The organism is Microvirga alba, from assembly GCF_015694465.1.
GTDB lineage: Bacteria > Pseudomonadota > Alphaproteobacteria > Rhizobiales > Beijerinckiaceae > Microvirga > Microvirga alba.
This window is the reverse complement of sequence record NZ_JADQDO010000002.1, coordinates 52020-71870: the sequence shown is the minus strand read 5'-3', so window position 1 is coordinate 71870 and position 19851 is coordinate 52020. Positions and strand designations below refer to the sequence as shown.

Here is a 19851-nt window from a genome sequence, read left to right as displayed (position 1 = left end):
CATCCGTTGTCGCCTCTCGACAGCCTCCCATGTTCCCTTGTGAACACGGTGGCGTGCAGGGTCATGCGATAGCAGGAGAGCGTGATGCCCCGTGGCGACAAGTCAAGCTATACGGACAAGCAGAAACGGCAGGCCGAACACATCGAAGAATCCTACGAGAACCGGGGTGTTTCCGACAAGGAAGCCGAGCGGCGCGCCTGGGCCACCGTCAACAAGGAAACCGGCGGTGGTAGAAAGAGCGGATCGGGTCGAGGGAAGTAGGCCAGTCTAAAGCGACCCCGTGCGAATTCCGCAACGCACCCAGCCCTGGTTGTTCCGCTAGACGGCGTCGAAAGCCTGCAAAGCGCGTTCGCCGACTGGACATCGCTTTGCCGGTCGGCTGCGAACCATGAACTTTCCTGCGGGTGCGCGGAACCTGCTTCCATCCCTTTGGTTATTCTCGTTCGAGGATGGCGATACCCCGCCTTGGGAGCCGCCCCGGCCTTAAGGAATGGGAATGGATACATACTCGCCTCTCAAGACGCCGTCATTGTCGCAACGGAACGGCTCCATGACGGCGGTGAATCTAGTTCTGTCCGTCAATGGGAGGGATTATCGTCTCACGCTCGATGCCAGGGTCACTTTGCTCGATGCGCTGCGCGAGCAGCTCAGCCTCACGGGGACGAAGAAAGGATGCGATCAGGGGCAATGCGGCGCGTGCACCGTGCACGTGGACGGGAGGCGGATTCTCTCTTGCTTGACGCTGGCCGCGAGTGTCGAAGGCAAGGCTATCACGACCATCGAAGGGTTGGCGGATGAAGGCGGCCTACACCCCATGCAGCAAGCCTTCATGGATCATGATGCCTTTCAGTGCGGCTATTGCACGCCCGGTCAGATCATGTCCGCGGTCGCCTGCGTGACCGAGGGGCTGGCGGAAACCGATGACGACATCCGCGAATACATGAGCGGAAATCTCTGCCGTTGCGCCGCTTATCCGAACATCGTCGCCGCCATCAAGCAAGCCAGGATCGACATGCAGCGAGGCAGATCATGAGGCCTTTCGCTTATGAGCGCGCCGGCGACCTTGTCTCCGCTGTCACAGCGGCAACCATCGAGGCAGATTCTCAGATCCGTGCGCCGATTCAGTTCCTTGCCGGCGGCACGACGCTTCTTGATCTCATGAAAATCGACGTGATGAGGCCGGAGCGCCTCATCGATATCAATCCGCTTGAGAAATCCCTCTCCGAAATCTCGTTCGACAGGAGTGGCCTGCGCCTCGGTGCTTTGGCGCGCATGAGCGCCGTTGCCCATCACCCGGATGTCGAGCGCGAGTATCCCGTGATTTCGCAGGCGCTCAAGCTGGGTGCGAGCGCGCAGTTGCGCAACATGGCGACCCTCGGCGGGAATGTCCTGCAGCGAACGCGTTGTCCTTACTTTCGCGACGTATCCTGGCATGCCTGCAACAAACGCGATCCCGGCAGCGGCTGCTCCGCCCGCCAGGGGCTCAACCGCAATCATGCGGTGCTCGGCACGAGCGATCACTGCATCGCCGCCTATCCGGGCGATTTCGCTCAGGCGCTCATCGCGCTCGACGCCACGGTGTCGATCGCAGGCTCCAAGGGAGATCGTCGCATTCCGTTTAGCGACCTGCATCGGCTGCCAGCCGATACGCCGCATATCGAAACCACCCTTTCGCCGGGGGAACTCATCACGGAGTTTCACTTCCCGGCGCGGCCCTGGGCGCGGCGCTCGCTCTACCTGAAAGTGCGCGACCGTGAGTCTTATGAATTTGCCGTAGCGTCCGCAGTCGTGGCGCTTGATCTGGCCGATGGCGTGGTTCGCGACATTCGCATCGCTCTCGGCGGCGTTGCCACCGTTCCCTGGCGGTCTCTTGCCGCCGAGGATGCTCTGCGTGGCAAGCCGCTTGATGAATCGCGTGCAGGGATGGCGGCGGAGGCCGCGTTCGCAACGGCAAAGACCTTCGGCGGAAACGACTTCAAGCCGGAATTGGGACGCGCCACTCTCGTTCGCGCGCTCCTCGCGGTCGCGATGCTGGAGGTTCGTTCATGAACGTGTCCGCGAGAGCTGAAGGCGGCATGATCGGGCGGCCGACGCCGCGCATCGACGGGCGTCTCAAAGTGACGGGCGCTGCCCGCTATCCGTCGGATGTTATCCTGGAAGACACGGCCTACGCCTTCCTCGTCATGAGTACGATCGCCCGTGGGCGGATCAAAGAATTCGACCTTACGGAGGCGCAGGCCGTCGATGGCGTTCTCGATATTCTCACCTACGAGAACACCAAAGGCAAAGTCCGCAAGTCGCGGTACTTCATGAGGGGCGGGTATGCCGCGTCGAGCGTGGTGCCCCTGGAATCCCCAAAGATTTGGCATGACGGACAGATCGTCGCGATGGTCGTCGCGGAAACGTATGAAGCCGCGCGCGAGGCGGCGTACAAGGTTCGGGTCGAGTCTTCGGCGCGCGAGGCGGCGCCTGGCTTCGACGAACGTCGGCCCCAGCCGCGCCAGACGCCCCACATATTCGCAGGATCCGAGCCGCAGGTTGGCGATGCCGAGACGGCTTTTCAGGATTCCGATGTTCAGATCGACGCCTATTACACGACCCCCACCCAGCATCACAATGCCATCGAGCTGTACACGACGACCTGCGTCTGGTCCGGCGATCAATTGACCGTCCACGAGCCGAGCCAATATGTGCATGGATTGAAGAACGGCCTCGCCAAACAGCTCGGCATCAAGCCGGAGAAGGTCAGGGCGGTCTCGCCGTTTATCGGCGGGGCCTTCGGCGCGAAGGCGGCTCTCACGTCACGCACGGCATTGGTTGCAATCGCTGCCAAGCGCCTCAATCGACCCGTGAAACTCGTCGCCACGCGGCAGCAGGGCTTTACGGTGTCGACCTACCGCGCAGAGACGCAGCACCATATCAAGCTCGGGGCCGATCGAAGCGGCAGGCTCATGTCTCTTTCGCATGAGGGGTGGGAGGTGTCCTCGCGTTCCGATGATTACAAAGTCGCGGGCACCGAGACGACAGCCCTGCTTTATGCCTGCCCGAATGTCTTTACCCGTGTGAATATCGTCCACGCCGATCGCAGCACGCCAGGCTTCATGCGCTCGCCGGCCGAGGTGCCCTATGTCTTCGCCCTGGAAAGCGCGATGGACGAACTGGCGGCCGCTTTGAGCATGGACCCGGTGGAGCTTCGCCGCATCAATGATACGCGCGTCAGCCCTATCGACCAAAAGCCGTTTTCAAGTCGGTCCCTAAGGACCTGTTATGATCGCGCGGCGGAGGCGTTCGGCTGGTCGAAACGTAATCCAGTGCCCGGATCGATGCAGGATGGCGAGTGGCTCGTTGGCTGGGGCTGCGCGACGGCGTGTTACCCAACCAATGTCGCGCCTGCAGAGGCGCGGGTCACGCTCGCGCCCAACGGCACGGCGCGGGTTCAGACAGCAGGACATGATCTTGGAACCGGAGCCTATACCGCGATTGCGTTGACGGCAGCGGAGTTTCTCGGAGTTTCACTTGAGAGCATCAATGTGGAGCTCGGCGACAGCACGTTGCCGCCGGCTCCCGTCGCAGGCGGATCGAATGCGACAGCGAGCATCTGCAATGCGGTCGCGCAAGCTTGTGAAGACATTCGTGACCGGCTTGCTCGTGCCGCTGTCCAATCGGGTGGCGCGTTGCGCGGCGCCGATGCAACCTCGATCCGGTTGAGCCGTGGCGCGCTCGTCAGTGCCGACGGTAGAAGCGAAGAGTTGAAGGAATCTCTTTCGCGTCTGGGCTTCGGTCCTATCGAAGGATTCTCGAAGTATGTGCCTGAAGTCGCTTCTCTGCCGATCCGGATTATGGGTCACACGCTTCTATCGAGAGGGCTTCCGGTCATGACGATTGGGACCTCGGCGGGCGACCATGTGCAATACGCCTTCGGCGCCGAGTTCGTCGAGGTGAGGGTGCATGAGCGGACACGCGAGATCCGTGTTCCCCGTCTCGTCGGAGCCTTCGCTGCGGGTCGCATCGTTAGTCCGACCACCGCGCGAAGTCAGTTGCTCGGTGCGCTGATTTGGGGTGTCGCATCCGCCCTTCACGAGGAGACGGAGATCGATGAACGCGTCACGCGCTACGTCAACAAAGATCTCGCGGATTACATGATCCCGGTCAATGCTGACATCCGCGACGTGGAGGTCATCCTCGTGCCGGAGGAGGATCACAAGGTGAATGCGCTCGGCATCAAGGGGCTGGGCGAGCTCGGCAATGTGGGCACAAACGCCGCCATTGCGAACGCTGTCTATCACGCCACCGGACGTCGGATACGCGATCTCCCAATCCGGATCGAAGATCTCCTCTGAGGCTATGACATGATGACTGCATTTGAGATTGCGAAGGCGGATTGGCCGGAATTCGGGTTGGTCGACGATTTGCGACCGGCCCTCTTCTCGGCGTTCGAGGCGAGGGAGCACTCCGTCCTCGTGACACTCCACAGCGCAACCGGAGGCGCGCCGCGCGGCATCGGCGCGCAGATGCTCGTCACACAACGCGCGATTTCAGGCTATCTGTCCGGTGGCTGCATCGAGCCCGACGTTACGCACCACGCGCTGGCGGCGCTCGCTGACGGCAGCCCGCGCCGAATGGTCTACGGGCAGGGAGGCCCCATCGATATCCGCTTGCCCTGCGGCGGCCGGATCGAATTGCTCGCCGAGCGGATTTCACCGGGAGATCCGGCCCTTCATGATCTGTTCTCTCTCACGGCGCGACGACAGCCGGCCGCGTGGGTCACGACGGGGGAGGTTCGCGGGTGTGCCGGGGAAGATGCGGATGTGGGCCATTTGAGTCCTGATCTGCGAGCGGCCTTCCTTCATGCGCGACAGGTGCCGGAAATCGCCGGCTGCCACGCGCAGACGCACACGGTCTATCGCCGCTTCGAGCCCAGGCAGCGTTTCGTCGTGCTGGGATGCGACCCCACTACTTTGGCCATGGCCATGGTCGCTCGGAAGATCGGAATGGAGGTCGTGCTGGTTCGGCCCAACGGGCCATCAAAGCCGCCGCCGATTCCGGGCATACGCTACCTTCGTCAGCGCCCTGGCGCTGCTCTCGCGAAGATCCGGCTGGATCCCTGGACGGCGGTCGCGGTGGCGATGCATCAGGAGGACGATGATCACGAGGCTCTCGTCGCTGCGCTTCCATCGCCGGCGAGCTATGTCGGCCTTCTCGGCAGCAGCCGATTCTTGCCGAATAAACTCGCGCGCCTGATCGACGCCGGCGTTTCCGCGCATGATATCGCCCGGCTTAAAGCCCCCATCGGGTTGGATGTCGGCGGTCACTCTCCCTGGCAGATCGCCATGAGCGTGATGGCGGAGATCATTCAAACGACGAACGCCCTCCGCGCCCGCAAACGCTCGTCGGTCCAGGCTGCTTGACCTTTCATGCACGAGTTTCACGCCCTGGTGCTGGCGGCAGGTGAGGGCTCCCGCTTCGGGGGACGAAAGCTTCTAGCGCCCTGGGGAAGAGGTATCTCACTTGACGGTGCGCTTGAGGCCGCCTTCGCCGCGCCGGTCGAAAGCGTTGTTCCCACAACTCATGACGGGCTCGCCGGTGATGTGGGGGTCAAGCGAGTCCTCGATCAGCTCGGTCCCGCGCTGGCCTTAATCCCGTCAGATGACCCAGGCGTGCACTTGGATGTCGATGTGGTGAGCGATTTGTCTGCCGTCGCGTGAATGGGCAGACGATCTTCACCCAAAGGAGGATAATCGGTGCGCCGAGCCGCGAGGCGGTGTATTGAAGGGCTCTGATCGTTCAGGCTCAAAATCCCGTCACGGAGGAAATGTTGCTCACGAGTTCTGCCGCCGGCGTCTATGTCATCTGCCCGACTCCGTTTACGATAGATGGGCGTGTGGATCCCGCTTCGACCGATCAGATGGTCGAGGCCTTTCTCAAGGCCGGAGCCACAGGCCTGACGATCCTCGGGATCATGGGGGAAGCCCCGAAGCTTGCGGCGGACGAGTCGCTTGCTTTCGCCAAGCAGGTCATCGCCACGGTTGCCGGACGCGTGCCGGTCATCGTCGGCGTATCGGCTGCCGGTTTCGCGGGGATGTCGGCTTTGTCCCGCAAGGTGATGGGTGCGGGCGCCGCCGGCGTCATGATCGCGCCACCCTCGGCGCTCAGGACTGACGATCAGATCGTGTCCTACTACGCGGATGCCGTTGAAGCCATCGGCCCGGACGTGCCGTTCGTGATCCAGGATTATCCGCTCGTGACGAATGTCGTCATGACGCCCAAGGTGATCCTGCGGATCATCGAGGAAAATCCTTCCTGCGTCATGCTCAAGCACGAGGATTGGCCCGGTCTCGACAAGATCACGACCCTGCGCCGCGCCAGCGCGGATGGTCAGGCTCGCCGAGTCTCGATCTTAACCGGCAATGGCGGCCTGTTCCTGCCCTTCGAGATGGAGCGCGGGGCGGATGGAGCGATGACGGGGTATGCCTATCCCGAGATGCTGGTCGGCGTCGTCAACTTGATCAAGGCGGGTAAGCGCAAGGAGGCCCACGACCTCTTTGATCGGCACTTGCCGCTGGTGCGTTATGAGACCCAACCCAATCTCGGGCTTGCCGTGCGCAAATATGTACTGAAGCGGCGCGGCATCATCGCGTCGGACACGCTGCGCAAGCCTGGGCCGAAATTGAGCCCGGAGACGGTTGCGGATATCGATTGGCTGATGGAGCGCATCGAGCGCTCGTAATGGGGATATGGCATGAAAACCGGTTTGGAAGGAAAGCGCGCGCTCGTTCTCGGCGCGAGTAAGGGGCTTGGCTTCGGCATCGCTCAAGGCCTCGCGGAGGAGGGCGCTCGCGTCGCCATCGCGAGCCGCACCATGGAGGGGTCGAAGGCGGCCGCCGACAAGATTGGCGGAGACGTCCTTCCCTTCATCTGCGACACGGGCAAAGCCGATCAGGTTGATGCATTGGCCAAGGATGTGACGGAGGCGCTTGGCGGGGTCGATATTCTCGTCCTCAACAGCGGCGGCCCGCCGCCCGGGAAGGCGCAGGGTGTCGCAAGCGAGCAGTGGCGTAACGCGTTCGAGGCGATGTTCGTCAATCTCGTCAGACTGACCGATCATCTCCTGCCAGGCATGATCGAGCGCAAATTCGGCCGCATCATCTCGGTGATTTCTTCTGGCGTGATCCAGCCGATCCCGAACCTCGCCATCTCCAACGCGATCCGCCCGGCTCTCGTCGGCTGGGGCAAGACCCTGGCAAGCGAAGTCGCCGCTTCCGGCGTCACGGTCAATGCCATCGCTCCGGGCCGCATCGCGACCGACCGGCTCAAGCAGCTCGACGCCGCCAACGCCGAACGCACCGGCCGCTCGATCGAGGATGTGGCTGCAGCGGCTCGCGCAGGGATCCCGGCTGGCCGCTACGGCGAAATCGAAGAGTTCGGTGCCGCTGCGGTTTTCCTCGCCAGCGAGAAGGCGTCTTTCGTGACAGGCTCGATCCTGCGGGTCGATGGAGGTCAGATCTCCTGCACCTGATGACGATTATCGCGGGGGTGGGCCGAGTTCTGCTTACCCTCGCGGCGTCAGGAGATCGCTCCGGCAAGATAGAGTGCGATGCCCGCGGCCGAGGTCGCTGTCAGCGTTTGCAGCATTCCCATCTTGAACCGGAATACGGCAACGATAGCGGCCGTCGCGAGCAGAAGCGCCCAGGAGTGAACACTCGCCAGGACCGGCGCGCTGAAGGAGAACGGCCCCCACGCAACGGGTCGGACTTCGCGAAAAATCGTATGGATCGCGAACCAGATCGCGAGATTGAGGATGACGCCGACAACCGCGGCGGTGATGGCGGACAAAGCGCCATTGAGCGCCCTGTTGCCCCGCAGAACCTCGATGTACGGAGCGCCGAGAAAGATCCAGAGGAAACAGGGCGCGAACGTTACCCAGGTCGCGAGCAAGCCGCCGAGCGCGCCCGCCAGCAAAGGGTTTAATGTGCCCGGGTCGCGATAGGCGGCCATGAAGCCAACGAATTGTAGCACCATGATCAGCGGACCCGGTGTAGTCTCCGCCATGCCGAGTCCGTCGAGCATCTCCCCCGGTCTGAGCCAGCCATAGGTCTCGACCGCCTGCTGCGCCACGTAAGCAAGCGCGGCATAGGCACCGCCGAAGGTGACAAGCGCCATCTTGGAGAAGAACACGCCGATCTGGCTGAAGACGTTGCTCGATCCGAGAAACAGAACAAGGGCGAGGACGGGGATCAACCAAAGCGGAAGCCAGAAGGCGATGACCCGAAGGCTATGGCCGAAACTGGGGCGCGCATGCGCCGGCAATCCTTCCCCCAAGACGCTCGCAGAATCCGCCTCACTCTTGCCTTGCGTTCCGCCGCCGGTCTGAAACGCGGGGTGATCCGACAGGCCCCCCAGAAAGCCGATCAACCCGGCCACCAGGACGATGAGCGGAAATGGAATGGCGAAAAAGAAGATGGCGATGAAGGCTGCTGCGGCGAGCCCGAGCAAGGCACTGTTCTTCAGCGCCCGCTTGCCGATCCGCGCGACGGCTTCCAGTACGATTGCAAGGACGGCGGCCTTCAGACCGAAGAAGAGGGCCGCAATGAAGCCGACATGGCCATAGAGCGCGTAGACTACGCTGAGGCCCATGATGGCCACGATGCCCGGCATGATGAACAGGCCGCCCGCCATGAGGCCGCCACGCGTACGGTGCATCAGCCATCCGATATACGTGGCGAGCTGCTGAGCTTCCGGCCCCGGCAGCAGCATGCAGTAATTGAGCGCATGCAGAAACCTGCTCTCGGAAATCCAGCGCTTTTCTTCGACCAGAATCCTGTGCATCACGGCGATCTGGCCCGCGGGTCCGCCGAAACTCAGCGCGGCGACGCGCAGCCAGACGCGGAAGGCCTCGCCAAGGCTGACGCCGTGACTGTTCGTAGGATCGCCTGTTCCTTGGGTAGATGCGGGTGTGCTCATTCCAAAACCGGTCAATCTCAATTTAGCTTGGCTTCTCGGCCTTTGGTCATGTTAGTGCAACCCCTTCCGGTCAAGAGCACAAATCTGCAAGGGCGTCCCTCGCTAAACATTTATTTTTGCGGCGCCGCGAGCGCGGGGACAGGCCGATATTGATCCAGATCAAGGCTGGGAGGCGGCACGTCCTTAAGCTTCGGTTGTCCTGCCGTTGTTTCCGGAGGCCGAAGTGCTCCATCACATCACGTTGCATCTGGCTCGGTGCGCAGAATACCCTGAGGGGAGCGCGAGGCATGGTTACGAGATGACCGCGCCTCTTGACGATAAGGGGTTGCTCGATGCGGCGGAGTGGAAGGCGACGCGGTCCAAGTGCCGGGTTCGGCGCTTCTGGGCCGGTCAGCCCGATAGGTTCGGGGTCCTTGTCCATCGTCCCGGTGGTTCGGGAGGCGCCACGTGGCTGATTGACTACGATCCGGCGCGCACGACCGACGACGAGGCGGGATACCGGCTCAACAAGCACCATTTCTTGCCTGGCGAGTATGTATCCATCCAGGACGAGGATGAAAAACTCCACACCTTCCAGGTGATGTCGGTTCGATCGGTCAAGCAGGCGGCATCGGCGGAGACCCGGTGACATGTGGCGTGCGGTGCTATCGGGGCTCCTTTTGGGTCTTTCCTGCCAGCAGGCCTTGGCGCAGGAAGGGCGAGTGCAGCGAGGGTTGACATTCGCGACAATTAACTGCGCGCAGTGTCATGCCATTGGACGCTTCGGCGAAAGCCCCTTGAAAGAGGCGCCGCCATTCCGCACGTTACGCGCGCGCTATCCCATTGAGAACCTCGCGGAAGCGCTTGCGGAAGGAATCATGACCGGACATCCCTCGATGCCCGAGTTCCAGCTCGACGCCGCCCAAATAAACGATCTCATCGCTTACCTGAATTCGATACAGAAATAGAGCTGCCAATTTCGCTGGCCGCGCACCAATCACATTATGCGTGAATGACCTTGATCATGATCAAATGATGGTGTCCCGCTCTTGATAGACTCCCTCGCAAACTCAGGAGGATGGCATGACATTGCTCAAGGTGATCGAGGTGCTGGCTGAGTCCGATCAAAGTTGGGAAGATGCCGCAAAGAGGGCAGTGAAGATCGCTTCGCAGTCCGTGCGCAACATCCGCTCGATCTACATCGAGAACTTGGAGGCGGCGGTTTCCGGCGATACAATCCGGGTCTATCGCATCAACGCCAAAATCTCCTTCACCCTGGACCCGTCCGACGAATGAATAGCGGTTTCTATCGGACGACGAGAACCGGAATTTTTGAGTGGGTGAGGACCTTCATGGTTTCACTGCCGAGCAGCAGTGCCGACACGCCTCTGCGGCCATGCGATGCCATGACGATGAGATCGCAGCGGCGGACTTCCGCAGTCCGGATAATGGCTTGATACGGCTCATCGTCTTCCGAGTGCACCTTGGCCGCATCGACGCCGATAGCCTCCGCCATTGCGCCAGCTTCTGACAATGTGCGCAACGCCTGTTCTTTCATGTGGTGACTGAAAGTGGCCGATGTCTCTTCCAGTTGATCGGCGTCGAGGGAGAACACGTGAAACCGCTCGGAAACGGTGAGGAAGCACACCTTGGCGCCGAGCGCCTTCGCCAACTTGAGCCCCTGATCGACGGCATGGGAGGCGAGGGACGAGCCGTCAGTGGCGATCAGGATGTTCGTGTACATGAGAGCCTCCTTCCTGTGTGAACAAAGCCCCCAACGCTGCGTTTCGATGTCTTTTCCTTAATGGGAGAGCAGAAGCGGCACCGGGCAAGATTTCAGCATGGATTGGGTGACGCCTCCGAGAACCAGTTGCCGCAGCCGCGAGTGCACGAAGGCGCCCATGACGAGCATATCCGCCCTGAACAAACGAGCCTGCATGCGCAGGGTTTCGCCCGCATCGCCGTTGTTCGCGAGCAACTCCTTGACGGTACATTTGACGCCGTGCCGGATCAAATGCGGCGCCAGCTCTGCGCCGGGTGCAGCCCATGATAGATCCTTCTCTCCCGAAATGCTGACGATCTCGACCTGATCCGCCGCCTTCAGGAATGGCAGCGCGTCGTTGACGGCCCGGGTCGCCCTGGCGCTTCCGTCCCAAGCCACAACGATCTTGTTGCTGCGGAAGGTGTCGATCCCTTTCGGAACGATCAATAGCGGCCGACCGCTGTTGAAAAGCACTTCTTCGAGCAGACCCCGGTTGAGGCTCAAAGGGTCCGGCTGGACGTCGAAGACCGCCACGTCATGAACGCGGGCTCGTTTGGCGGTCTCGGGCGCCAATACAGAGTAGTGCTCTTGAACCACCTCCGCGCTACAGGGCACGCCCGCCGCGAGAAAGTCCTGGCGGGCTTGCTCAACGTGGGCTTGAGCCGTTTCACGCAGGCGGCGGTTTTCCGATGCGACCAAACCCGCTGCCACATCGCTGACGAAGGCGTGGGTGATCGTCATTTCCGGAGTCAGAGCACAGATCGAGGCGTGGGCCTCCGCTTGGCGCGCCAGTGAAAGGCCATAAGGAAGCGCGGAAGAGGCGGTATCGCCTTCCGGATTGAAGCCGATAAGAACGCTCTTGAGATTCTGAACCGTCATTCTGGTCTCCTGTCCGCGCGGCACAGTGGCTCAAAACGCGGACAGGCTCTTTGATTATACTCAAGGTCTTTGAAAAATATCCTCGTTCAGGGCGCGTGAGCCACGAGACCGTTGTCGGTGAGCTTGTGCCAGATCTCTTCCGCGCTGTCGGCGAATTTCAGAAGTTCGCAATCGATTGGGGACACCATTCCGTTCTCGATCAGGGCTTCGAAGTTGATGACGGTCTTCCAATACGCCTCGTCGAACAAAATGATCGGCAATGGGGGAGATTTTCCTGTTTGCCGGAGTGTCAGGAGTTCAAAGAGTTCGTCCAGGGTGCCGAAGCCGCCTGGGAACACGACAAGAGCGTTCGCCCGCATCGCAAGATGCATCTTGCGCATCGCAAAATAGTGAAACCGGAATGTCAGCTCCGGTGTCGTATAGGAGTTCGGTTCCTGTTCGCGCGGGAGGGTGATGTTGAACCCGATCGAAGGAGCGCCGACATCGGCCGCGCCCCTGTTCGCAGCTTCCATGAGCCCAGGCCCGCCTCCGGTGGCGATCACGTTGTCCCGTATGCCGCCATTGTCCGTCAACGCCCCCCCGCGGGAGGATGCGATCTGTCCGAATGACCGGGCCTCGGCATACCAGAATGCCTGTCGGCCGGGGCCATTCTCGCGCACGCGGGCGCTGCCGAAAACAACGATGGTCGATCGCACACCCCAATTGCGCAAGCTTTCTTCCGCTTTGGCGTATTCCAAGAGAAAGCGAACGCCCCGCATCGAATCCCCCAGGAGAAAGTCCTGGTCGAAAGCGGGAAGGCGGTACGAAGGAGAAGCAAGCTGGGCCGCATTGGGCCGCTTGGCGTCGGTCATGCATGAAGCTCCTTTGGGGGGCACAACGCGACGGGGAGCGCCCTTTCGATGTCTAGCAGTGCCAAGCTTGGTGTGGAATCCTAAAGACACATTTGTTATGGAACCAGCACGGCGGCGCCCAGCAAGCGCCCTGCCCGAAGGTCCTCAAGAGCGTCGTTGGCCGCGTCCAGACGGTAGCGTGTCGTCTCCGTCCTGATCTGCGCCTTGGGAGCGATGGAGAGAAAGTCGCGTGCGTCCTGCCGGGTCAGATTGGCCACGGAAAGCAAATGCCGCTCCTCCCACAGAAGCCGGTAAGGAAATTGCGGGATATCGCTCATGTGAATTCCACCGCAAACAACGCGTCCGCCCTTCTTCACAGCGCGCAAGGCAAGCGGGACGAGTTCACCCACGGGGGCGAAGATGATGGCGGCATCGAGAAGTTCAGGCGCGGCCTGATCCGAGTCGCCGGCCCAGGTTGCGCCGAGGGTGCGCGCGAAATCCTGCGCCGCGCGATCGCCGGGCCGCGTGAAGGCGAAGACGCGTCGACCCTGCCAGATGCAAACTTGAGCGACGATGTGTGCGGCCGCCCCGAACCCGTAAAGACCAATGTCCATGCCAGAGCCTGCTGCAACCAGCGACCGCCAGCCGATAAGCCCCGCGCAGAGTAACGGCGCCAGCGCGGTCGGATCGGGTCCGTCCGGCAACCCGAAGGCATAAGCGGCATCGGCAACGGTGTGGGTCGCAAAGCCGCCATCCCGCGTATAGCCGGTAAACAGCGGATTATCACAGAGATTCTCTCGCCGCGAAGCGCAGTAGGGACAGCGCCCGCAGGTATGGCCCAACCAGGGAATACCGACCCGCTCGCCGATCCTGCGAGCATCGACGCCCTCGCCGACGGCGTCGATGCGCCCGACAATCTCATGGCCTGGGATAATAGGCAGTTTGGGATTCGGCAGATCACCATCAACCACATGGAGATCTGTGCGGCAGACCGCGCACGCTTCGACTTGAACACGGATCTCGCCGAGCCCAGGAGAGGGGAGAGGTCTCTCCTCGAGAACCAACGGCATCCGCACCGCGCGCAGGACCATTGCCCTCATGGCTCGGGATTCCTGATACGACCAACTCGTCCTGCTCCGCTTCAGTGGCGAAACCTTGACCTCGATCAATCCTAAATCGCCGCGCGATGCTTAGTGTCAACGGGTCTCTCAAAGGATTCTTTGATGGCAGAGCGCCGTAGGACCCGCCTATCCAAGAAAAGGGCCATCGCGGCTCCCCCCGGGCGAAAAATCCGTGTTCCCGTCAAGCCGATGCTGCCGATCCCACCGAAATCGCCACCTCCACTTGAGGACCTGGGCAACCTGCCGCTCACCACAGAGATCGGCGAGGATCTCGACCGAGCCTTTCACGCTTCGGTAGCACGGTTGACCAGCGGTCTTTCCCCCGCTGCACTCATGGGTGCGTTTCTGGATTGGGGGACCCATCTTGCCACCGCACCAGGGAAGCAACTTGAACTGATCGATAAGACGATCCGCAAGCTCATGCGGCTGGGCCAATATTGCATCCGCAGCCGCGAAGGCGGCCAACCCGTCGAGCCGTGCATCGAGCCCTTGCCGCAGGACCATCGCTTCTCCGCTGTGGAATGGCAGGCTTGGCCTTTCAATGTGACCTACCAGTCGTTCCTGCTGCAACAGCAATGGTGGTACAACGCGACGACCCATGTAAACGGCGTTACCAAGCAACATGAGAGAGTAGTTGAGTTTGTCACGCGACAACTTCTCGACATGGCGGCTCCCTCCAATTTCATCCCAACCAATCCTCTCGTGCTACAAAAAACGCTCGAAACCGGCGGGATGAATTTGTTCCAGGGTATGCGGAACCTGTTTGAGGACTGGGAACGCGTCATGGCCGGCCGCAAACCCATTGGCGCCGACAAATTTCAGGTCGGGCGAGATGTGGCGCGAGCGCCCGGCAGAGTGATTTACCGGAATCATCTGATCGAGCTGATCCAGTATCTTCCAACAACGGCAAAGGTCCGACCGGAGCCAGTGTTGATCGTTCCGGCGTGGATTATGAAGTATTATATTCTCGACTTGTCGCCGGAGAACTCGTTGGTCCGATACCTGGTCGAGCAGGGCTTTACGGTCTTCATGATATCCTGGCGAAATCCAACCGAGAGCGATCGCAGTTTGAGTCTCGACAACTACCGCACCGATGGAATCATGGCGGCAGTCAAAGCGATACGAACGATTGTTCCAAGGCAGCGAATCCATGCAACGGGTTATTGTCTTGGCGGAACGTTGCTCCTGATCGCGGCGGCCGCCATGGCGAGGGATGGAGACGATAGTCTGAAATCCGTCAGCCTCTTCGCGGCCGAAGCGGATTTCACTGAGGCCGGCGAATTGATGCTGTTCATCAACGAGAGCCAGGTCAACTTCCTGGAGGATTTGATGTGGCAGCAGGGATATCTCGACGCGAAGCAGATGGCAGGTGCGTTCCAGCTCCTGCGCTCGAACGACCTCATTTGGTCCCGCTGGATCAGCCAGTACCTCATGGGCGAACGCGAGCCGATAAACGACCTCATGGCGTGGAACGCCGACGCCACCCGACTGCCGTTCCGCATGCATTCCGAATATTTGCGGCGGCTTTTTCTGAACAATGACCTGGCAGAAGGACGTTTCCATGCGGAAGGCCGCCCCGTCGCATTGACCGATATCCGTGTTCCGATTTTCGCGCTCGGCACAGAATACGATCACGTTGCGCCTTGGCGTTCGGTCTACAAGATCCACCTCTTGAGCGACGCTGACGTGACATTCGTCCTGACAGCAGGCGGCCACAACGCAGGTGTGGTTTCAGAGCCGGGCCACCCCGACCGAAGTTACCATGTGATGACCCGTTTCGCGCAGGATCACTATCTGGATCCGGATACCTGGCGGGCGCGCGCGCAATATCACGAGGGATCCTGGTGGCCGGAATGGGTAGAGTGGCTCGCCGCGAATTCAGGGGCGCCGCAGGAACAGCCCGACATAGGCGCCGAAGATGCAGGCTATGCCCCGCTCGCCGAAGCACCCGGTTCATACGTCCTCGAGCCCTGACATCCGCTTTTCCGATATCAAGCTAGGCAGTTTTCGTGACGCCTCTTATCCGGGCTCATCGTGTGCCAAGCGTCTTGTCGTTTTAGCAGCGCGCTCCAATTCCATAGAAATGTAACGATTTGTAACAAACCGAATGGTTGATGTTCTGAGGGCTATCATGCTCGAGAAGCTCGGCAGACCACACGTTCTGATCGTCGACGACGATCCTCGTATCAGGCAGATGCTCAGCCGCTACTTGTCGGAAGAGGGCTTTCGCACGAGCACGGCGGAAGATGGGGCGGCCATGCGCAACGTACTTCAGAAAGATGCCGCTGATATCATTTTGCTTGATCTCATTCTTCCTGGGGACGACGGCTTGGCTCTCACCCAGGAAATTCGCCAGACCGCACCTGATGCGGGAATCATTATGTTGACCGGGCGCAACGACACGATCGACTGTGTGATCGGCCTTGAAATTGGCGCAGACGACTATATGGCGAAGCCGTTCCATTTGAGGGAGGTTCTGGCACGAATTCGTAGTCTGCTCCGACGCGTTCATCACATCCGTGAAGAACGCAACGAGGCGGACACGCAGACCTTCAACTTTGACGGATGGTTGCTCGACCCAGGTCGGCGGCGACTGACCGCTCCCGATGGCAGGGATGTCCCGCTGACGAGCGGTGAGTTTGATCTGCTGCATGTTTTTGTCACGCACCCGCAACGGGTTTTGAAGCGTGACCAACTGATGGGCATCACGAAGGGACGCGGATGGGATGCTTTCGACCGCTCGATCGATGCTCAAGTCGTACGCTTGAGAAAGAAGGTCGAGACGGACCCGAAGAAGCCCGTTCTCATCAAATCCGTCCGCGGTGTCGGCTATGTTTTCGCAGCGGAGGTCAAGGCAGGCGAGAACTCTCACCAGGACTGACATTGATCAATGCAGCCGGGGAAACGGCTGGCATGGTCCGTCCCTTCGATCAGAGCTAAAACGAAGCACTGAGAAGCCATAATATAGGAGCCACAGCCATGGTGGGAATAAAAGCAAGCAACACGAATAAGCCGTCGCAGGAATCGTTGGACTCGCTCACGTCGTTCGCTGGGTTTTGGAAATCATCCGCTCTTGATCTCCCACTGATGCTGATGAGCGAGTCCTTCCGCTTCATGGGGCATCGTTTTCAGGCGCAAGCTGAGCATCTGGCTTGTCTCGCACAATGCAAAACCGCCGCCGAGGCATTTGAATCGCAGGCCTCCTTCGCGCAGGCCACTGTTTCGGATTACATGACTGAAACCGGCACAATCATGCAGGAGGCCCGATCCGTCATGACGTCGCAGAAAGCGGCGTGAACAGCTCGGTTTCAAACGTGCGGATGGATAAGGTCGTTTGACGGAGGTTTGCGTGATCAAGGACGTCCTTGTTCATCTGGACGGAACCGCCGACGACGACTGGCGGATTTCTCATATGGAGCCGATTGCTAGAGCGTTCGAAGCGCACGTAACGGGGCTGTTTCTCAACCGGATGGTTCCGGGGGCGATGCCGATCGAGGCTGGCTATGTCGGCGCCCAATTGCTCGAAAAATTGCTGGATCAGGCCCGTGACGAAGGAGACCGGATTCAGAAGAGCCTCGCCGAGAGGCTGTCACGCCTCAATCTCCCGTATGAGATCAGGCGGATCGACGCCTTCTCGGATGAAATTCCGGAAGCCGGGGCTCTTGAAGCGCGAGGTGCCGACATCTGCATCGTGTTGCGCCCCTATACCCGCGATGGCGCCCAACGCTGGCTTGGCCTGGTGGAGGGTGTTTTGTTCGGGTCAGGCCGCGGAATTCTCATCGTTCCGGAAAAGAAGCCCGTCCGTCACGCTGTGGAACATGTCGTCATCGCGTGGAACGCCAGCCGTGAGGCTGCTCATGCTCTTGCGGAAGCGATGCCCCTTCTGAAGAAAGCTCGCGAGGTTACAGCTGTTCTGGTCGATCCGGAAATCGTGGAGGCCGAGGAGCATCCGAGCGCCCGCCTCCTTCGCCATCTCGAACACCATGGAGTCAAGGCAAACATCTGCGTGTTGCGCACGAACGGGGAGCGGGTCTCTGAAATCCTCATTAAGGAGGCCGAGAAGACCGATGCCGATCTGATGGTGACGGGAGGCTACGGCCATGCACGCATTCGCGAATGGGTGCTTGGAGGGGTCACGCGGGAATTACTCCATCTCTCGCCGATTCCCCTGTTGCTGGCACATTAAATTCCACTTCTAATGAGCCATCAGGATCGGAAATTCGGATGTGCCCAGCATCTCCTGCGTTGCGCCTCCGATGATCCACTCGCGAGCGCGGGAGTGTCCATAGCCACCCATAACGATGAGGTCGGCTGAGAGCCTGCGCGCCTGGTCGAGGATGACATCGCTCACGCCACGGCCGTCGCTCTCGACAATGTTCGCCTCGACCTGGGTCCCATGGTGGTCGAGATATCTCGCGATATCTGCCACCGGATCGATCCTCTGCCCAGTTTCGTCCTGCTCGGGATCGACGACAAGGATCGCGGTTCGCACTGCACCCTCGATCAATGGCAGAGCTTCGGCGAGGGCGTGACTGGCTTCCCGACTGTCGCGCCAGCAGACGAGGACGCGCCGGATGCTATCCGTCGACCGCCACTTCGGAGGCACCACGACGACGCCTCGGCCGCTTTCAAAGAGAGCAGCTTCGAAAAGGTCATCCCAGCGGGCGGCATGGTTCTCGCGATACGGCCGGCTCATGACGAAAAGATCAGTCCAACGGGTCTCCCTCGCAACGGTGTCCGTCAACATGCCCCGGGTTTCATCCACCCGCCGGATTTCATTGGGTACCGCAAGGCGAGAAAATCGCTCTGCCAGCCGCTGCTCGACGAGATCCCCCTGACGTCGCGCCTCATCCTCCAGCGCGGCGAGGACCCCCGCGGCTGCGGCCCCGCCATCCATCGAAACCATCCCCGCATAATCGGGCAGCGGGTTCGTAAATAGGCCGGTGATGTGCGCCTGAGAGGTCGATGCGATCATCTCAGAAAACTGAAGGCGCTCCTCATCCTCGGGGGTGCCGTCCAGATGGACGAGAACGTCTTTAATCATCGAAACTCTCCATTGATGGCGCCACTCTCGGCTCATCAGGTCGACGGCGCGGTTTCTTGCTGGTCGCTTGCCATGTCGGGCCGATAGACAACGGTCCCACTATACGGCTCGACAAAAACGAGGTGGTCCCGCAGGGCCTTCACGCCGGGAATGTTCTCGACCGCGACGCGAATCGCGGCGCGTTCTCGCTCGTCGAGCAAGGTGCCCCAGAGTTCCGCGACGCCATTCGTAACCGAGACATTGAGAAGCGCGATCGGTGCCCAACTTTGAGTCTTGAGCTCGCGCAGAATCGTGTCCCTGATCTCGCTATCCGCCGCACTGACGGGGACGGCCCCTTGTTCAAGATTCGCGGCGAGCCCGCGCAGGACATCAGCCCTGCTCACGATACCGATCGCCAAACCGTTCCTCACAATCGGAATCCGCTTGATCCGGTTTTCGTTCATGAGGGAGACAACTTCGCTCAGGGGGGTGTCCTCGTTCGCGGTGATCGCAGGCCCCGTCATCACATCGGACACTTTCCTGCCGTGGGTCTTGACGTACTCGGCCGCGAGCTTGCCGGGGCTGAGGATAAGCTCGAGCCAGTGTGGCCTTTTGCGATCTGTTCCCAACTCAGATCGTCGAAGAAGATCGCCTTCCGTGAGCATTCCGACAAGCCGACCCGTGGCGTCGAGGACCGGGAGCCCACTGATGCGGTTCTTCAGCATGAGCTCCGCAGCCTGAACAACCGACGTGTCGGGTCCAACGCTGATAATCTCCCGCGTCATGAGGTCTGTCGCCTGCATCGCGGTCTCCAATCCCAGCCCGGATTTGGGCGATCAGGCAGTGTGTTTATGCCAAGTTTCATTCGTTCGGATTGATTAGGATCAAATTGAAAGCACCGAATTTCGCAGACCGGCGGCTTTGCCAGGAATATCGTTCAACTGCTTCCTGGCCCGTGTCCGAGGCCAGAAACGGCAGTCTGAAGGGTCCTCATTTCGTTCCCATTCGCGGCAAGCGGGCAGGGCCAGTCGACTTCCTTCAAACTATCGGGCGCGGAGTTCCGCAGCCAATATGCGCTCATGGGAACCGGAACGCCGACGATGACTGGAGGAATGGAGAAGCAAGGACCCGGCATGAGGCTCACCACAATCGCGTTGCAAAATGATCATTATCCAAAGCCCGCTTTCGAAACGGGTCGTGGGTTTTGTCGCCGTTGCAGGCGAAAATGTTGATGCGGGCTCTTCACCGTGCGGACATTTGTCGTTTGACGTGACGATAAAATTCTCCCCGCTCGAA

At 60.6% G+C, this 19851-nt stretch carries 21 protein-coding genes and 1 pseudogene; 15 read left to right on the top strand and 7 right to left on the bottom strand.

Annotated elements, in window-relative coordinates; translation table 11 throughout:
* Positions 1 to 84: 84 nt before the first annotated feature.
* The 8 genes and pseudogenes from I2H38_RS04720 to I2H38_RS04685 all read left to right on the top strand — a co-directional run.
* Positions 85 to 255: pseudogene (locus I2H38_RS04720) on the top strand (plasmid stabilization protein); the annotation flags it as partial.
* A gap of 295 nt (positions 256 to 550) precedes the next feature.
* Positions 551 to 1033 carry a (2Fe-2S)-binding protein gene (locus tag I2H38_RS04715; protein ID WP_196271310.1) on the top strand — a complete coding sequence of 161 codons (483 nt, stop codon included), beginning with the start codon at positions 551 to 553 and terminating at the stop codon, positions 1031 to 1033.
* Complete coding sequence (locus tag I2H38_RS04710) at positions 1030 to 2049, top strand: FAD binding domain-containing protein (RefSeq protein ID WP_196270681.1); 1020 nt, start codon at positions 1030 to 1032, stop codon at positions 2047 to 2049. Before I2H38_RS04715 ends, I2H38_RS04710 begins: the two co-directional genes overlap by 4 nt.
* The gene (locus tag I2H38_RS04705; RefSeq protein WP_196270680.1) at positions 2046 to 4340 is read left to right on the top strand and encodes a xanthine dehydrogenase family protein molybdopterin-binding subunit; all 2295 of its coding nucleotides are present in this window, start codon (positions 2046 to 2048) and stop codon (positions 4338 to 4340) included. Before I2H38_RS04710 ends, I2H38_RS04705 begins: the two co-directional genes overlap by 4 nt.
* 9 nt (positions 4341 to 4349) lie before the next feature.
* Positions 4350 to 5408, top strand: a complete 1059-nt coding sequence (locus tag I2H38_RS04700) for an XdhC family protein (RefSeq protein ID WP_210324685.1) — start codon at positions 4350 to 4352, stop codon at positions 5406 to 5408.
* 6 nt (positions 5409 to 5414) lie between these two features.
* Positions 5415 to 5705, top strand: a complete 291-nt coding sequence (locus I2H38_RS04695; protein ID WP_196270679.1) for an NTP transferase domain-containing protein — start codon at positions 5415 to 5417, stop codon at positions 5703 to 5705.
* 107 nt (positions 5706 to 5812) lie between these two features.
* Positions 5813 to 6727 carry a dihydrodipicolinate synthase family protein gene (locus I2H38_RS04690; RefSeq protein ID WP_196270678.1) on the top strand — a complete coding sequence of 305 codons (915 nt, stop codon included), beginning with the start codon at positions 5813 to 5815 and terminating at the stop codon, positions 6725 to 6727.
* 12 nt (positions 6728 to 6739) lie between these two features.
* On the top strand, positions 6740 to 7516 hold the full coding sequence (locus tag I2H38_RS04685) for an SDR family oxidoreductase (protein WP_196270677.1): 777 nt from the start codon (positions 6740 to 6742) through the stop codon (positions 7514 to 7516).
* Between the two features lie 47 nt (positions 7517 to 7563).
* Here I2H38_RS04685 and chrA read toward each other — a convergent pair whose 3' ends face one another.
* The gene (gene chrA / locus I2H38_RS04680) at positions 7564 to 8961 is read right to left on the bottom strand and encodes a chromate efflux transporter (protein ID WP_196270676.1); all 1398 of its coding nucleotides are present in this window, start codon (positions 8959 to 8961) and stop codon (positions 7564 to 7566) included.
* A 298-nt stretch (positions 8962 to 9259) separates the two neighbouring features.
* Here chrA and I2H38_RS04675 point away from each other — a divergent pair, with 298 nt between their 5' ends.
* From I2H38_RS04675 to I2H38_RS04665, 3 genes are all read left to right on the top strand, one after another.
* Entirely contained in the window at positions 9260 to 9589 is a 330-nt protein-coding gene (locus tag I2H38_RS04675) for a hypothetical protein (RefSeq protein WP_324617347.1), read from the top strand.
* Position 9590: 1 nt separating this feature from the next.
* Complete coding sequence (locus tag I2H38_RS04670; RefSeq protein WP_196270674.1) at positions 9591 to 9908, top strand: c-type cytochrome; 318 nt, start codon at positions 9591 to 9593, stop codon at positions 9906 to 9908.
* Between the two features lie 115 nt (positions 9909 to 10023).
* Positions 10024 to 10236, top strand: a complete 213-nt coding sequence (locus tag I2H38_RS04665; RefSeq protein ID WP_196270673.1) for a dodecin family protein — start codon at positions 10024 to 10026, stop codon at positions 10234 to 10236.
* Positions 10237 to 10246: 10 nt separating this feature from the next.
* On the opposite strand, the gene I2H38_RS04660 is transcribed toward I2H38_RS04665, so the two are convergent.
* From I2H38_RS04660 to I2H38_RS04645, 4 genes are all read right to left on the bottom strand, one after another.
* Entirely contained in the window at positions 10247 to 10684 is a 438-nt protein-coding gene (locus tag I2H38_RS04660; protein ID WP_196270672.1) for a universal stress protein, read from the bottom strand.
* 57 nt (positions 10685 to 10741) lie between these two features.
* Complete coding sequence (locus I2H38_RS04655) at positions 10742 to 11581, bottom strand: universal stress protein (RefSeq protein ID WP_196270671.1); 840 nt, start codon at positions 11579 to 11581, stop codon at positions 10742 to 10744.
* An 86-nt stretch (positions 11582 to 11667) separates the two neighbouring features.
* Positions 11668 to 12432, bottom strand: a complete 765-nt coding sequence (locus I2H38_RS04650; RefSeq protein ID WP_196270670.1) for an LOG family protein — start codon at positions 12430 to 12432, stop codon at positions 11668 to 11670.
* Between the two features lie 95 nt (positions 12433 to 12527).
* Entirely contained in the window at positions 12528 to 13511 is a 984-nt protein-coding gene (locus I2H38_RS04645) for a zinc-dependent alcohol dehydrogenase family protein (protein WP_196270669.1), read from the bottom strand.
* Positions 13512 to 13634: 123 nt separating this feature from the next.
* Here I2H38_RS04645 and I2H38_RS04640 point away from each other — a divergent pair, with 123 nt between their 5' ends.
* The 4 genes from I2H38_RS04640 to I2H38_RS21220 all read left to right on the top strand — a co-directional run bounded on the left by I2H38_RS04640 (position 13635) and on the right by I2H38_RS21220 (position 17718).
* Positions 13635 to 15506, top strand: coding sequence for a PHA/PHB synthase family protein (locus I2H38_RS04640; protein ID WP_196270668.1), 1872 nt, complete (start codon positions 13635 to 13637; stop codon positions 15504 to 15506).
* Positions 15507 to 15663: 157 nt separating this feature from the next.
* A complete protein-coding gene (locus I2H38_RS04635) occupies positions 15664 to 16413 on the top strand; it encodes a response regulator (RefSeq protein WP_196270667.1) in 750 nt (249 codons plus the stop codon).
* A 98-nt stretch (positions 16414 to 16511) separates the two neighbouring features.
* Positions 16512 to 16829 (top strand): phasin family protein, encoded by a 318-nt coding sequence (locus I2H38_RS20665; RefSeq protein WP_210324683.1) that lies wholly within the window; start codon positions 16512 to 16514, stop codon positions 16827 to 16829.
* Positions 16830 to 16881: 52 nt separating this feature from the next.
* Complete coding sequence (locus I2H38_RS21220; RefSeq protein WP_196270665.1) at positions 16882 to 17718, top strand: universal stress protein; 837 nt, start codon at positions 16882 to 16884, stop codon at positions 17716 to 17718.
* Positions 17719 to 17727: 9 nt separating this feature from the next.
* Here the strand turns inward: I2H38_RS21220 and I2H38_RS04620 are convergent, their stop codons facing one another.
* Entirely contained in the window at positions 17728 to 18576 is an 849-nt protein-coding gene (locus I2H38_RS04620) for a universal stress protein (RefSeq protein WP_196270664.1), read from the bottom strand.
* A gap of 35 nt (positions 18577 to 18611) precedes the next feature.
* On the bottom strand, positions 18612 to 19358 hold the full coding sequence (locus tag I2H38_RS04615) for a CBS domain-containing protein (RefSeq protein ID WP_196270663.1): 747 nt from the start codon (positions 19356 to 19358) through the stop codon (positions 18612 to 18614).
* Between the last annotated feature and the right edge of the window lie 493 nt (positions 19359 to 19851).